The sequence below is a fragment of the Rhodanobacter thiooxydans LCS2 genome (assembly GCF_000264375.1).
Classification (GTDB): domain Bacteria; phylum Pseudomonadota; class Gammaproteobacteria; order Xanthomonadales; family Rhodanobacteraceae; genus Rhodanobacter; species Rhodanobacter thiooxydans.
The window spans coordinates 41,039-55,355 of record NZ_AJXW01000067.1 but is presented as its reverse complement, the minus strand read 5'-3'; the positions used below and the strand labels follow the sequence as shown (position 1 = coordinate 55,355).

General features: G+C 64.9%; 5 protein-coding genes. All 5 read right to left on the bottom strand.

The window, feature by feature from the left end; all coding sequences use genetic code 11:
* Positions 1-189: 189 nt before the first annotated feature.
* The 5 genes from UUA_RS13320 to UUA_RS13305 all read right to left on the bottom strand — a co-directional run bounded on the left by UUA_RS13320 (position 190) and on the right by UUA_RS13305 (position 14,169).
* Positions 190-471, bottom strand: coding sequence for a hypothetical protein (locus UUA_RS13320; RefSeq protein WP_039954058.1), 282 nt, complete (start codon positions 469-471; stop codon positions 190-192).
* A gap of 51 nt (positions 472-522) precedes the next feature.
* A complete protein-coding gene (locus tag UUA_RS18960; RefSeq protein WP_081491574.1) occupies positions 523-1,515 on the bottom strand; it encodes an RHS repeat-associated core domain-containing protein in 993 nt (330 codons plus the stop codon).
* Positions 1,516-1,530: 15 nt separating this feature from the next.
* Positions 1,531-7,377 carry a hypothetical protein gene (locus UUA_RS13315; protein WP_081491573.1) on the bottom strand — a complete coding sequence of 1,949 codons (5,847 nt, stop codon included), beginning with the start codon at positions 7,375-7,377 and terminating at the stop codon, positions 1,531-1,533.
* Positions 7,378-7,576: 199 nt separating this feature from the next.
* On the bottom strand, positions 7,577-10,744 hold the full coding sequence (locus tag UUA_RS13310) for an efflux RND transporter permease subunit (protein ID WP_008437730.1): 3,168 nt from the start codon (positions 10,742-10,744) through the stop codon (positions 7,577-7,579).
* 248 nt (positions 10,745-10,992) lie between these two features.
* Complete coding sequence (locus tag UUA_RS13305) at positions 10,993-14,169, bottom strand: efflux RND transporter permease subunit (RefSeq protein ID WP_008437724.1); 3,177 nt, start codon at positions 14,167-14,169, stop codon at positions 10,993-10,995.
* Positions 14,170-14,317 lie beyond the last annotated feature (148 nt).

Below are 14,317 nucleotides of genomic sequence, written 5' to 3'. Positions count from 1 at the left end.
ACGTGCACTGGGTGACGAGCGATTTCAGCGCATGGTGGAAAAGACGCTGGGACGGCCTGTTGTCTGCCGCCCACGGGGGCGGCCAAGCGCAACGAGCGAGATTTAATTGCCTCCGTCCCCTTTAATTTAACCTGACCCCTGTTTCGTCCCTGAGATTTGTTCGATCATCTCCGTCCACGAGACCCAGATCTATTTTTGTGAAAACACAAGCACCAACACGGCCACGTACAGCGACATCCCTACCGCCAAGGTCGCTCGCATCATCAAAAGCAACAGCTTGTCCCCGGCCGTCAGCAATCCATTCCTTTTGATGGAAAGAATGTATTTCATTAGAATAACGGAATTCCTGCTGGAAAAATTTTCTTCACTAACGTCCTGGTCCAAAGGCCTTAATTTTTCAATGAAAATATTTGCCAAGACAAGATAGGCTATACTTGTCAAAAATCCAAAAAAGAACACGATTGCAATCATTTTACTATAACCAATTGGGTTCGCATGATCAACGCATTGGTGCCGGCGCCATTATTTTCGTTGAAGGTAGTCATAATTTTCACGCCCAAATCCCAGCTGCTGCCTCAAGTATTCTTCATCCATCATCTCCCGCTGTTTCCTTTCTACATATGACTCTCCCTTTTGCCCAGACGAATCGTTGTCGTCTCCGCCAATAAGATAATTGACCGATCCGACGTAAAAAGCATCTCCGATACCAGGCCCAAAACTAAGATAACCGGACAAAGACCCACTTGTGTTATATACCGCCTCGCCGCCAAATCCTAGATAACCAAAATGGGTAGATGCATGCGCCGTCATTTCGATTGGTGCATCTTTTGCATTGGATGCAAAATTAAATGTAAATAGCCTGTATTTTGCATCCAAACTTACCTCTTTGCCCACACCAGCCACGTACGCAAATCCCAAGCTGTCATTTGAATTGTATACTCCCTTGGAAGCAACCAAGCCAGTACCCATCACTGCAGTTCCATTAAGTGCTACACTCGTCCTACGAGATTGATTCAATACCAGTCGACCAACTGTTATCATCATTTTCTCGTAACCGCTTCTAATGTAGTTACGTGCAACCGTTAACTGCGCGAGGAGTGGCTCTTGCGGTGCTTGGCCATTTGGGTCAATGAAGCGATATGGGTTGTTATTAGCGTAATTATATCGATTGAAATTGAACCCTTTCCCCGGCACTGGCTTCACTGGATCCACACTCAAAAACCGCCCCATCGCCGCATCGTAGTACCGTGCCTGCATGTACACGAACCCACTCTCCGGATCGTTCACATGCCCGGTATACCCCACCCCGTTCGGCGCTGCACCCATGCTCGGCACCGACACCCCATACGGCGTGTACTCGAACCGTGCTGTGATGTTGCCGCTGGCATCCGCCTCGGCCAGCGGCGTGCCCTGCGGGTCGGTGTACACGTAGGTCACCGTGCCGGCATGGGTCGCCGCCGCACACAACCACAAGCTCGCCAGCATCAACCATGAGGAGATCTTTTTCATAGTCATGACCACATCCCTGGCTCAAAGGCCTGAATTCAGCACGACGCTGCTGTAGTTGCTGAAGGCCGAACAGCCCGCGCTGTTGCATGCCTTCACCCGGAACTGCACCGTCCCCGTGGCAAAGATCAACTGACTCCATGAGGTGGCCGAGCCGTTGTAGACGATGCTCACGCCATCCTGGGGATGCGTTTCTTCCAGCTGATAGCTCGTGGCGCCGCTCACCGCTCCCCAACTCACGCTGACCACCGGCTTATAGGACGGGCCGCTGACACTCGTGCTGGGCGTGCCCGGCGTGGCCGGGATCACCGTGACCGTGATGCTGCTGGTACTGCTCCATGGTCCGCAGCCGCCTGCGTTGCACGCCTGCACTTGATAGCCGTAGGTGCCGCTGCCCTTGCCGCTGGTATTCCAGCTCGTGGCACCGCTGGCCTGCATTGTCGCCCAACCGCCGCCGTTCACCTGCTCCTGCAGTGTATAGCTGGTGGCCCCGCTCACCCCGCCCCAGCTCACCGCGTAGCTGCCGGTGTTGTTGGTGGCCGGCACGCTGAGGGCAGGCGCCGTCGCCGGCGGGATCGTCACCGCCACCGCGGTGCTGGCCCTGTACGCACTGCAGCCGCTCGCGTTGCACGCCTGCACCTGGTAGGTGTAGCTGCCGCTGACCGTTACTGTACGCGTGCTGCTGGTGGCCGCTCCGGTGTAGACGGTGCCCCAGCTGCCCGTACCCAGGCGCTGCTGCAGCGTGTAGCTGGTCGCCGTGGCACTGGCCGTCCAGCTCACCGCGATGCTGCCGCTGCTGGTGGCCGGCACGGTGATGCTGGCCGGCGCCACCGGCGGCAGCAGCACGGTGGTGCTACCGGTGGCACTCCACGGCCCGCAGCCACCCACATTGCACGCCTGCACCTTGTAGCCGTACGTGCCGTTGCCCTTGCCGCTGATCGCCTTGCTGGTCGCGCTGCTGGTCTGGATCGTCGTCCAGGTGCCGCCGTTGATCTGCTCCTGCAGGGTGTAGCTGGTGGCCGTGCCGACCGCTCCCCAGCTCACCGTGTAGCTGCCGCTGGCGCTGCTGGCCGGCGTGTTGACCGTTGGTGCGGTGGTGGGCGGATGGGTGACCACCAAGGTGGCGCTGCCGGCGGTCCAGGTGCTGCAGCCGTAGGTATTGCAGGCCTGCACCCGGTAGAGATAGCTGCCGTCGGCCAGCCCGCTGAGAGCCGCATTGGTACCGCTGCCGGTATATGCCGCGCTCCAGCTGGCGCCGCCGGTGTTGCTCTGCTGAAGGGTGTAGCTCGTGGTGAGGCTGGACGCGCTCCAGCTCAGCGTGGCGCCGCCGGTGCTGCTGCTGGCCGGGACCGTCAGACTGGCCGGCGCCGTCGGGACTACCCCATAGGTCGTGTCCACGGTCACCGCGCCGGACGCCGCCCAGCCGCGGCTGCCATAGGCGTTCTTTGCCGAGACCTGGTAGGTGTAGCTGCCGCTGCTGGTGCCGGGGCGGCTGATCGCGGTCGCCGCCGTGCTGCTGGCGATCGTGGTCCAGCCACCTCCGTTGACCTGCTCTTGCACGTCATAACCGGTGGCGCTGGCCGGTGCCGTCCAGCTCACCGTGTAGCTGCCGTTGATGGTGCCCGTGGGCACGGTGACCGCCGGCAGGGCCGGACGCACACCCAGCGTGGCCGAGCTGGTCCAGCCGCCGCAGGTAGCGCCGACGCACCCCTCGACCTGATAGACGTAGCTGCCGCCGGCGCGGCCGCTCAGCGCCACGCTGGAGGCCGTGCCGCTATATACCGTGGTCCAGCCGCCGCCGTTGGCGCTCTCCTGCAACAGGTAGCTGGTCGCCCCCGGCACCGCACCCCAGCTCACCGTGTAGCTGCCGTTGTTCGGGTTGGCGTCGAAGCTCACTGCGCCCGGCGCAACCAGATGCAGGCTCTCGTTGCGAGCCATCAGCTTGCGGCCCAGGTAGACGAGGTTGGTGGCCTTGCCCGTTCCGGGATTCGCCTGGTACAGCAGCTGCCCGGCCTGGTTGTAGAAGTAGTAAACCGGAGCACCGCCACCGGCCGGCGTCTTCATCACCCGCCGCCCGGCCGCGTCGTAGGCGTAGTCGCCGATGCCCATGACCCGGGTCAGCTGGTTCTTCTGGTCGAACACCAGGGCGGTCGCGTTCTTGCCGGTGACGTTGCCGCGGTTGTCGTAGAGATAGCTGGTCAGCGTGGTGGCGCCGTTGCTGATGCTGGTGAGCTTGTTGGTGGTGTCGTAGTGGTAGGTGGAAACCTGGCTGCCGGTCTGCAGCGTGCGCAGGTTGTTGAGCGCGTCGTAGGTGTAGCTCTGGGTGCCCCACAGGCCGGCTGCCGTGGCGCTGGTCAACCGGTTCAGCGCGTCATAGCCGAACGATTTGTTGCGCGGGCCGTTGGCCAGGTCGGCCACCGTGGTGATGTTGCCGTTGGCGTCGTAGGCGTAGTCCTCGCTGATCAGCGGCGTGGCGCCCTGGCCGTAGCTGAAGTTGCTCACCAGTTGGCGGGTGTTCTTCTCGGCCGCGTACACCGCGCCATTGCCGTAGACGAAGTCCTTCACCTCGCCGTCGGAAAAGTAGGTCAGGCCGCTGGCGTAACTGCCCACCTGGGTGGCCCGCCCCAGCGCATCGGGGGCATAGCTGACGTTCTCGCCGTCGGGATAGTGGATCAGGCTCACGCTGCCGTAGGCATCGTGAGCGTAGCCGATGCCCCAGGCATTCTGGCCGGTCAGCTGCAGGCTCTCGCCGGTGAGCAGGCCGCGGAAGTTGTAGGTAGCGCTCCAGGCGCTGATACCGGAGCTGGCCGAGGTCATCCGGCCCACGGCGTCGTAGCCGTAGCTGGTGCTCTGCGTGCCAGATGGCGGCAGGATCGCCGTCAACCGGTTCATCGCGTCGTACGTACGCTTAATCACGCCTGCCGACTGGGCAAGTTCCGGATGGCAGCTGCCATCATTGCTCAGCGTCGCCCCGGAGACGCTCCACGCCAGATTGTTCGCGCTGTCATAGCCCATGACCTCGCTGCCGCTCTCCGGCTCGGTGGTGCGGCACAGGCGGTGATAGCTGTCGTAGGTCAGCGTCTTGGTGACGCTGTTGCTCTCGGTGCCGTAGAGGCCCGATTGCGTGATCGACAATGGATTGCCGTAGAGGTCGCGGGCGATGGACTGGGTAATGCCCGCCGGCGCCTGCACTTTGATCACCGCCTCGTATGAGGGCTGATCGAACACCTGGTAGCTGCTGGTGGTGACGTTGCCCTTGGAATCGGTGACCTGCTGCCTGGCCCCGGACAGGTACGCGGTGCCTGTGGTCAATACGCCCAGCTCGCTGTCCTGCCGGGTCTGGGTCAGCCGGCCCAGCGCGTCATAGCTGCTGGCGCTGCCCGTGATGCCGGCCGTGCCCGGGGTCATGGTGAAGCTCAGCGCGGTGGCGCTGGGGTACGAGACGAAGGTCTTCTGGCCCTTCGGGTCGTAGGTGGTCAGCGTACTCGCCTGCACCGCGCCGCCGATGGCGCTGTCGCCCAGCACGGGGCGCAGCAGCGCATCGAAGTACGTCACCGCTTTCGCGCTGCCGGTGGTCGTGGTGCGTCGCCAGTGGTTGGCGGACAGGCCGCGTTCTGAGGCGGTGACAAAGTCGTAGGCGAAGGTCTTCGCCAGCCAGGTCACCTCGTCGCCGGCTGGGTAGGTGATGCCGGTGAGCCGGCCGACCGCGTCGTAGCCGTAGCTGGTGGTATGGCCGGCCTGGTCAGTGATCGAGGCGATCTGGCCGAAGTCGTCCACCACCAGGCTCTGGCTGGTGCCGTCCGGGTAGCCGATTGTCTGCGGGATGCCACGCTTGTAGTTGCCCAGGCTGGTCGTCTTGGCGTTGCCGTCGGTGAAGCTGGCCAGCTGCCCGGCGCCGTTGAACGTGTAGCTCGTCAGCTTCTGACCGAAGCGCCAACGCTCGGCCAGGGTCACGTTGGTCAGGTCGTAGACGTTCTGGCTCACCGTCTCGCCAGTGGTGAGGTTGTCCGTCTGCAGCGGCAGCCCCAGTGCCCAGTGCGGCAGGTCATTGAGGTAGCTGGTCTGCTCCTGCACCGCTCCCTGCCCGGTGATGCTGCTAAAGCGCTTGGTTTGCGTCACTTGCGCAAACTCGTTGAACGACTCCGCCTGCCAGGTGTAGCTATCGCCATCCTGGGTGATCGTGCGCAAGGTCTGCGGTGCATACAGCTCGACCTGTGCCTGGTTCATGCGGGATTGGAGGACGTTGCCATAGCGCTTGGGCCATGGCCACGGCCACGCTTCGGTCGCCGGTGGAATCCCCGCGTAGTTGCTGTCTTCCGACCGAAGCAGCGCCGTACCTACGGCACCGCTGTAGAAATCCGTGGAAACCAGCTGCCCTTCCGTGGCGTCGAAGCGATTGCTGAAGGTGTAGCGGGTCGCCTGCCCTATCGGGTTCACGACATCCGTCCAGACAGTGGCCACGCAGCCGCCGGCACAGTCCTGCAACCAGCTTTCGTTGGCTGGCGAATAACTGTAGCTCCACGTTTCGGCGGGAACACCGGCGCCGCTGAAGGTCTTCTGCATCAGTGTCAACTGATAGTACACACGGGGAATCAGTGCCGTACTGTCAGGAGTGTCGTTGCCGGTGCCCATGCATGAGCGAGGTACATACGACCGCCCATGAATCATGCCCTTGACTTGGAAACTGCCCACCAGCCCTGAAGGGTGCGTGATGCTGCCGGTCCAGGTATTCGTGGACAACAGCGCTGCCGTGGAACAGGTACCGCCTGCAGGGTCCATATCCGAGGCGAGGAAATCGGCCATGGCGAAGGACCACGATGTGTTGTCAGGAAGCGTGACTCTGTTCAGTACGTGATAAATGTCCGTACCGTACTGGTAGGACCAGGTTCGAGCGCCGCTTGAGGATTGCAGGGTAGCCGTACTGATACGCGACGTGCCCGGCACGTAGGCGAGATTCAGCGCACGACCATCGCTGGCGGTAATAGCGATAAGGTTCGCGCCGTCATAGCTGTAGGTCAGGAAGTTGCCAAACCGATCCTCGACTCGGGTTACCAGCATCGACGCCTGTCGGCGGCGCAGGAAATCGTCAATGGCCGCCATCGGCTGCACGCTGAACGATTGCAAGGTCATCGGCCCAGAACCAATGGGCCGGTTCATGTTGGGAGCCCAGCGGTAAACGAGATGGTTGAATGTGTATTTAGTGCCGTCCGGGGCGACGGCAACAAACCCTTCGCCACTGACGCCATCGTCCGTCTGCACGCCACAACTGATCATCCAGTTCTGCCGGGTAACGATGGGAAACGCCACCCCGCCCATATTCGGCGAAAGGGTGTTTTCGCCCGTCCGCTTGAGCAGGTCTTGGCTGCCGCTGCCGGGTATGACAAGTTGGTAACCGGTCCACCAAGTCATCGGCTCCCAATCGGCACCACCCTGCTGCGCGGCGACCGTGGGAGGTGGCCCGAACAGTGTGCAACGGGCGTTGCTGTTGGACTGGTTGATTTGCCATCCGGTGACGTTGGCCTGGTTGGCCGTCATCGTGGTGATGCGGGGAATCTCGATGTCCCAGTCGGAGAAGGCGCCATCGATCGACTCGGACTCCTTCGCTTCCCTCAGATGGTAAGAACGCGAAAGCTGCAGCAAGGGACCGTTGCCCACCAGGCTGACGTCGGTTTGCTCGAACGACAGGCTGCCGTTGTACACGCTGATCTGCTCGCCGAACGGGTTCTCGCCCAGTGGCTGGATATCCTCGCTGACGCGGATCAGCTTCTTGTATTCGTCTTCGGGCTTGACCACCGATTGCGCGTGGCCCAGCGAAGCCAACAACGCCATTGCCACTGCCCACAGGCAGATCCCTTGCCAACGAACGCGCATGTTTTCCCCTTGGTACCCGGCATTGCGCGCGGGCAGCGGGGCCAAGGTTGATCCGCAAGTAATTACGGTGTCAACCGTAGATATCCGCACACAACGTGATGAACGTCACGTTTTTCTTCTCCACTTACCGGTCTGTCAGCTGGTGAGCGGATGGTTGAAGCGCACGGACATCAATGCCCGTCATCCCTGCACGCTCCGTTCAACTCGCCGCCTGCACCCCGAGCGCCTTGAACCGCTTCTTTTGCGCCTTGCGCTCCTTGCGCGCCGCCTTGCGGATCTTGCGGTCGTAATTCCACAGGTAGATCGCCGGCGTGCTGAGCAGGGTCAGCAGCTGCGACACCAGCAGGCCGCCGACGATGGCGATGCCCAGCGGCTGGCGCATTTCCGAGCCGATGCCGAAGCCGATCGCCAGCGGCAGCGCCGCGCCCATCGCCACCAGGGTGGTCATGGTGATCGGGCGGAAGCGCACCAGCGCCGCCTCGCGGATCGCCTCCGGCGCGGGCAGCCCTCGCTCGCGTTCGGCGACCAAGGCAAAGTCCACCATCAGGATCGCGTTCTTCTTCACGATGCCGATCAGCATCAGCACCGCGATGATCGCCATCAGCGAGATCTGCGTCTGGGTCACCAGCATCGCCAGGAACGCGCCGGCGCCGGCGGCCGGCAGGGTGGACAGGATGGTCAGCGGGTGGCCGAGGCTTTCGTAGAGAATACCCAGCACGATGTACATCGCCAGGATCGAGCCGAGCAGCAGCACCATGCCGTTGGACTGGGCCTGCTTCAGACGCTGGTTGGCACCGGTGAAATCCACCCGCATGCCGGCCGGCAGGCGCGCGGCGTAGGCGGCCTGCTCGACCAGCTTCACGCCCACGTCCTGGGTGACGTCCTTGGCCAGGTTGTAGCCGATCGTGGCTGCTTCCAGCTGGTTGTGGTGGCGTATGCGCAGCGGACTCATGTTCGGCTTGATGGTCGCCAGCGCGGACAGCGGGATCATCCGTCCCTGCTCGTTGCGCACGCGCACGTTCAGCAGCGATTCGGGGCTCACGCGCTCGGACGCGCCGGTGCTGAGCACCACCGCGTACTGGTTGATGTCGGAGTAGATCTGCGACACCTGGCGCTGGCCGAACGCGTTGTACAGCGCCGAGTCGATGGTGCCGACGCCCACGTGCAGGCGCGCGGCCGCCTCGCGGTCGATCTTCAGCAGCTGCTGCTTGCCGACCTGGTCGAAGTTGCTGCTGACGTCGCGGAACTCCTTCATGGTGCGCAGCTGGCGCACCATCTTCAGCACCCACGGCTGCAGGTCGCCACCATTGCTGCTGACCAGCTGGAATTCGTACTGGCCGCCCTTGTCGCCGCTGCCGCCGCCGCTGAGGAACTGCGCGGCGCTGACCGAGACCTTTACGTTGGCCAGCTTGTCGTACTGCTTCGACAATCGCTCGACCACCTGCTTGATGCCCTCGCGACGCTCGCCTGGAGCGCTGCCGCGCGGCTTCAGGTCGACGAACATCTGCGCGTTGTTGCCCACCGCGCCGCCGTCGCCGCCGTTGCGGCCGAGCATGGTGAGCTGGTCGAGCACGGCCGGGTCGGCCTGCATGATCTTCGCCACCGCCAGGGCGCGCGCGGTCAGCTCGGCCGGCGAGATGTTGGCGTCGGCGCTGATGTCCACCTGCAGCTGGCCGGTGTCCTCATCGGGCATGAAAGTGCCGCCGGCGGTCTTGGCCACCGCGAAGCCGAGCACGAAGGTCAGGATCAGCAGGGTCAGCGGCTGCCAGCGCATGATCCGGCGATGATGCATGGCCCAGTCCAGCGCACGCTCGTAGACGTGCAGCAGCTTGCGGTCGAAGTTCTCTACCGCCCGTTCGATCCGCCCGGGCGACCTGGCGTGCTCCGGCTCATGGGTGAGCATCCACGCGCACAACGCCGGGGTGAGCGTGAGCGAGACCAGCGCCGAGATCACCACCGCCGCGGTCAGCGTCACCGAGAACTCGCGCAGCAGCATGATCAGCATGTTGTTGCCGAACAACAGCGGCGCGAACACCGCCACCAGCGACAGGGTGATCGAGACCACCGTGAAGCCGATCTCGCGCACGCCGGCCAGCGCTGCCTCCATCGGTGGCTCGCCGCGCTCCATGTGGCGCACGATGTTCTCGATCACCACGATGGCGTCGTCCACCACGAAGCCGATGCACAGCACCAGCGCCACCAGCGACAAGGTGTTGAGCGTGTAGCCGAGCGTCCACATCACCACGAACGCGCCGGCGAGCGACAGCGGCACGCTGAGCGTGGCGATCAGCGTGGGCCGCAGCCGGCGCAAGAACACCAGCATCACCAGCACCACCATCGCGATCGAGATCAGCAGCGCCACCTGCACCTCGTGCAGCGCCGACTTGGTGGTCTGGGTGAGGTCGAACACCGGCGTCATCGTCACGCTGGACGGCAGCGAGGCGCGCAGCTGCGGCAGGCGCGCGCGGATCGCCTCCACCGTGGCCACCGCGTTCGCCTCCGGCCGCTTGCTGATCTGCAGGCCGACCGCGCGCGCGTCGTTGAACCACGCCGCCTGGTATTCGTCCTGCTGGCCGCTGTAGACCCGCGCCACGTCGGACAGCCGCACCGGCGTGCCATTCTTCACCGAGATCAGCAGGCGGGCGAACTCCGCCGGCGTCTGCAGGCTGTCGCTGGCGCTCACCGTCATCTGCGTGTGGCCGTCGCTCAGCGTGCCCTGCGGCGAGGTGACGTTGGCCGCGCGCAGCGCGTTGGCCACGTCGTTGGTGGTGAGGCCCTTGGCCGCCAGCGCGCCGTTGTCCAGCTCGATCCGCACCGCATGCGGGGTACCGCCGAACACCTGCACCTGCGCCACGCCGTCGATCTGCGCCACCGCCGGCTTCAGCATGGTGTCGGCCAGATCGAACAGCTGGTCCTGCGGCACGCCGGTCGAGGTGAGGGTGAGGAACAGGATCGGGATCTGCGAGGTGTCGAACTTGAAGTACTGCGGCAGCGACGGCATGCCGGTCGGCAGGTCGACCGCGGCCGCATTGATCGCCGCCTGCACGTCGCGCGCGGCGCTGTCGGCGGTGCGGTCGAAGGTAAAGCGCACCATCACCGAGGCCTGGCCCTCGCTGGCGTTGCCGTACATCTCGTCGACGCCGGGAATGCGCCCCAGGTGCCGCTCCAGCGGCGCCAGCACGGTGTTCGCCATGGTCTGCGCGCTGGCGCCGGGCTGGCTGGCCACCACGTACACGCCGGGGAAATCCAGCGACGGCAGCGCGGCCACGCCGAGCAGCAGGTAGGCCCACAAGCCGGCCAGCATCAGGCCGAGCGCGAGCAGCGAGGTGCCGACCGGGCGGCGGATCAACGGAGCGAAGATGTTCATGGCGCTTCCGCCCGCGCGCGCGGCGGGCGTGGGGAGGTCGGGGAAGTGGCGGGCAGTCCGTGCATGCCCACTTTATGCCCTTTGGCACGTTCCGGTGTATGTGCCTGAAGTCCACACCGTGCCGGAAGGCAGGGGTAGCCTCTTGGGGAAGGGTAGGAGCCCGCTGGCGGGCGATGCTCTAGCTTTTGCGAATCCCGAATCCCGAATCCCGAATCCCGGCTCCAAAAGCATCGCCCGCCAGCGGGCTCCTACCTCGGCAGCGCTGGCATCTGCTGCTGCACCAAGCGCTGGCGCTTGATCTCGGCGCGCAGCCGCCGCCGCGCCGCCTTGCGTTCGCGGTGGTCGTGCTGCCACAGGTAGATCGCCGGGGTGCTCAGCAGGGTCAGCAGCTGCGACACCAACAGGCCGCCGAGGATGGCGATGCCCAGCGGCTGGCGCATTTCCGAGCCGTAGCCAAAGCCGATCGCCAGCGGCAGCGCCGCGCCCATCGCCACCAGGGTGGTCATGGTGATCGGGCGAAAGCGCACCAGCGCCGCCTCGCGGATCGCCGCCGGCGGCGACATGCCGTGGTCGCGCTCGGCGACCAGGGCGAAGTCGACCATCAGGATCGCGTTCTTCTTGACGATGCCGATCAGCATCAGGATCGCGATCACCGACATCAGGGTCAGCTGGGTATGCGTGACCAGCATCGCCAGGAACGCGCCCATGCCGGCCGCGGGCAAGGTGGAGAGGATGGTCAACGGGTGGATCAGGCTTTCATACAGGATGCCCAGCACCACGTACATCACCAGGATCACCGCCAGCAGCATGATCAGCGCATTGTTCATCGCGTCGACCAGGTTCTTGTTGTCGCCGCTGTACTTGTTGTGCACGCCCGGCGGCAGCTGCGCGGCGAACATCGCCTGCTCGACCAGCTTCAGGCCATCGGCCTGGGTGACGCCCTTGGCCAGGTTGTAGTTGATCGCGGCCGATTCGAGCTGGTCGAAATGGCTGATGGTGACCGGCGCGATGTGCGGCCGGATCTGCGCCAGCGCGGATAGCGGAATCATCCGCCCCTGCGTGTTGCGCACATAGGTATTGAGCAGGGCGGCCGGGCTCAGCGACTCGGCGCTCTCGGCGGTAATCACCACCCGGTACTGGTTGATGTCCGAGTAGATGGTGGAGACCGGGGTCTGCCCGAACGCGTTGGCCAGCGCGGTGTCCACCTGTGCCACGCTCACGTGCAATCGCGCCGCGGCATTGCGGTCCACCTGCAGCATCTGCTGCTTGCCGATGCTGTCGAAGCTGGTGCTGACGTTGCGGAACTGCTTCATCCCGCGCATCACCTGCGCCAGCTTCAGGGTGGGCTGCTGCAGCGGCACGCCGTCCACGCTGTCGAGCTGGAACGCGTACTGCCCGCGGCCGCCACCACCGCCACCACCGCCGCCGATGAATTGGTTGACCGAGAGCGACACGTCCAGGTCCGGCACGTTCTTGAAGTATTTGTCCAGCCGGTCGACCACCGCCTGCGAGCTGACCTGGCGGTCGCCCGGCCGGTCGCCTGGCGGCTTCAGGTCGACGAACAGGCTGGCCTGGTTGCCGACCGCGCCACCGCCGTTGTTGCTGCCCAGGAAGGCGGAGACGTCGCGCACCGCCGGGTCGGCCTTGACCTTTGCCGCCACCTCCTGCGTGCGCCGCGCCAGCAGCAGCGGCGAGACGTTGGCGTCGGCGGTGATGCTGGCCTGCATCAGACCGGTGTCCTCCTTCGGCATCAGGCCGCCGCCGGCGGTCATCGCCACCGCCACCGCCAGGCCGATGGTGAGCGCCAGCAGGATCAGCGGCTGCCAGCGCATGATCCGGCGATGGCGCATCGCCCAGTCCAGCGCGCGCTCGTAGCCGCGCAGCATGCCGCTGTCGAAGCGTTCGGCCAGGCGCTCCAGCCGCCCCGGCACGCGTGCGCCCGCCGGCTCGTGCACCAGCCAGGCGCCGCACAGCGCCGGGGTCAGCGTGAGCGAGACCAGCGCGGAGATCACGATGGTGGCGATCAGGGTCACCGAGAACTCGCGTATCAGCATGGTGAACATGTTGTTGCCGAACACCATCGGACCGAACACGGCGATCAGCGACAGGGTGATCGAGAGCACGGTGAAGCCGATCTCGCGCACGCCGGCCAGCGCGGCCTGCAGCGGCGGCTCGCCGCGTTCCATGTGGCGCACGATGTTCTCGATCACCACGATCGCGTCGTCCACCACGAAGCCCACGCACAGCACGAGCGCGATCAGCGAGAAGATGTTCAGGGTGAAGCCGAGCATCCACATCGCCACGAACGCACCGGCCAGCGACAGCGGCACGCTGAACATCGCGATCACGGTAGGCCGCAGCCGGCGCAGGAACACCAGCATCACCAGCGCCACCATCACGACGCCCATCAGCAGCGCCACCTCCACCTCGTGCAGCGCCGACACCGTGGTCGGCGTGAAGTCGAAGATCGGGGTGATGGTGGCGTCGGCCGGCAACACCCCGCGCAGCTCGGGCAGGCGCGCGCGGATCGCCTGCACGGTGGCCACCGCGTTCGCCTCCGGCCGCTTGTTGATCTGCATCACCACCGCGCGCTGACCGTTGAACCACGCCGCGGCGTACTTGTCTTCCTGGCCGCCGCTGATCGTCGCCACGTCGGCCAGCCGCACCGGCACGCCGTTGTGGCTGGCGACCACCAGCGCGGCGAAATCCCGCGCCGTGTGCAGCGCGTCGTTGGCGCTCACCGTCATGCGCGTGGCGCCGTTGCTGAGCGTGCCCTGCGGCGAAGTGACGTTGGCGGCGCGCAGCGCATTGGCCACGTCGTTGGCGGTGACGCCCATGCCCACCAGCGCGCGGGTGTCCAGCACGATGCGCACCGCGTGCGGCGTGCTGCCGCTCACCTGCACCTGGGCCACTCCGGGAATCTGCGCCACCGCCGGCTTCAGCAGGGTATCGGTGAGGTCGAACAGCTGGTCCGGCGGCAGGCTGGTGGAGGTCAGCGAGACCAGCAGCACCGGAATCTGCGAGGTGTCGAACTTGAAGTAGCCGGGCGGGCTGGGCATGCCGGCCGGCAGGTCCGCCGCCGCCGCGTTGATTGCCGCCTGCACGTCGCGCGCGGCCTTGTCGGCGCCGCGGTCCATGTTGAAGATGACCTGGATCTGCGCGGCGCCTTCACTGGCGCTGGAGGCCATCATGCGCACCCCGGGAATGCGCCCCAGATGCCGCTCCAGCGGTGCGACCACGGTGGTGACCATGGTCTGCGCGCTGGCGCCGGGCATCTGCGCGAACACCGCCACGCCGGGGAATTCGATCGACGGGAACGCCGCCACGCCGAGCAGCAGGTAGGCCCACAGGCCGCCCAGCAGCAGGCCGATGGCAAGCAGCGAAGTACCCACCGGGCGGCGCACCAGCGGTGCGAAGACGTTCATGCAGCCACCCCGGTCCATGGGCGTGGCGAATGGGCCGTGAGCACGGCCCGAGGCTTGGCGAGAGTTCCCTTCATGTCGGCTTTATGCCAGCTGCCGCCTCCCTTGTGTATGTGCCTGAAGTCCACCCGCCTGCAGGAAACCCGCGGCC

Bases quoted from the DNA above. Each gene is read 5' to 3' on its own strand.
- UUA_RS13320 (WP_039954058.1), bottom strand. From the start codon at position 471: ATGATTGCAATCGTGTTCTTTTTTGGATTTTTGACAAGTATAGCCTAT.
- UUA_RS18960 (WP_081491574.1), bottom strand. From the start codon at position 1,515: ATGACTATGAAAAAGATCTCCTCATGGTTGATGCTGGCGAGCTTGTGG.
- UUA_RS13315 (WP_081491573.1), bottom strand. From the start codon at position 7,377: ATGCGCGTTCGTTGGCAAGGGATCTGCCTGTGGGCAGTGGCAATGGCG.
- UUA_RS13310 (WP_008437730.1), bottom strand. From the start codon at position 10,744: ATGAACATCTTCGCTCCGTTGATCCGCCGCCCGGTCGGCACCTCGCTG.
- UUA_RS13305 (WP_008437724.1), bottom strand. From the start codon at position 14,169: ATGAACGTCTTCGCACCGCTGGTGCGCCGCCCGGTGGGTACTTCGCTG.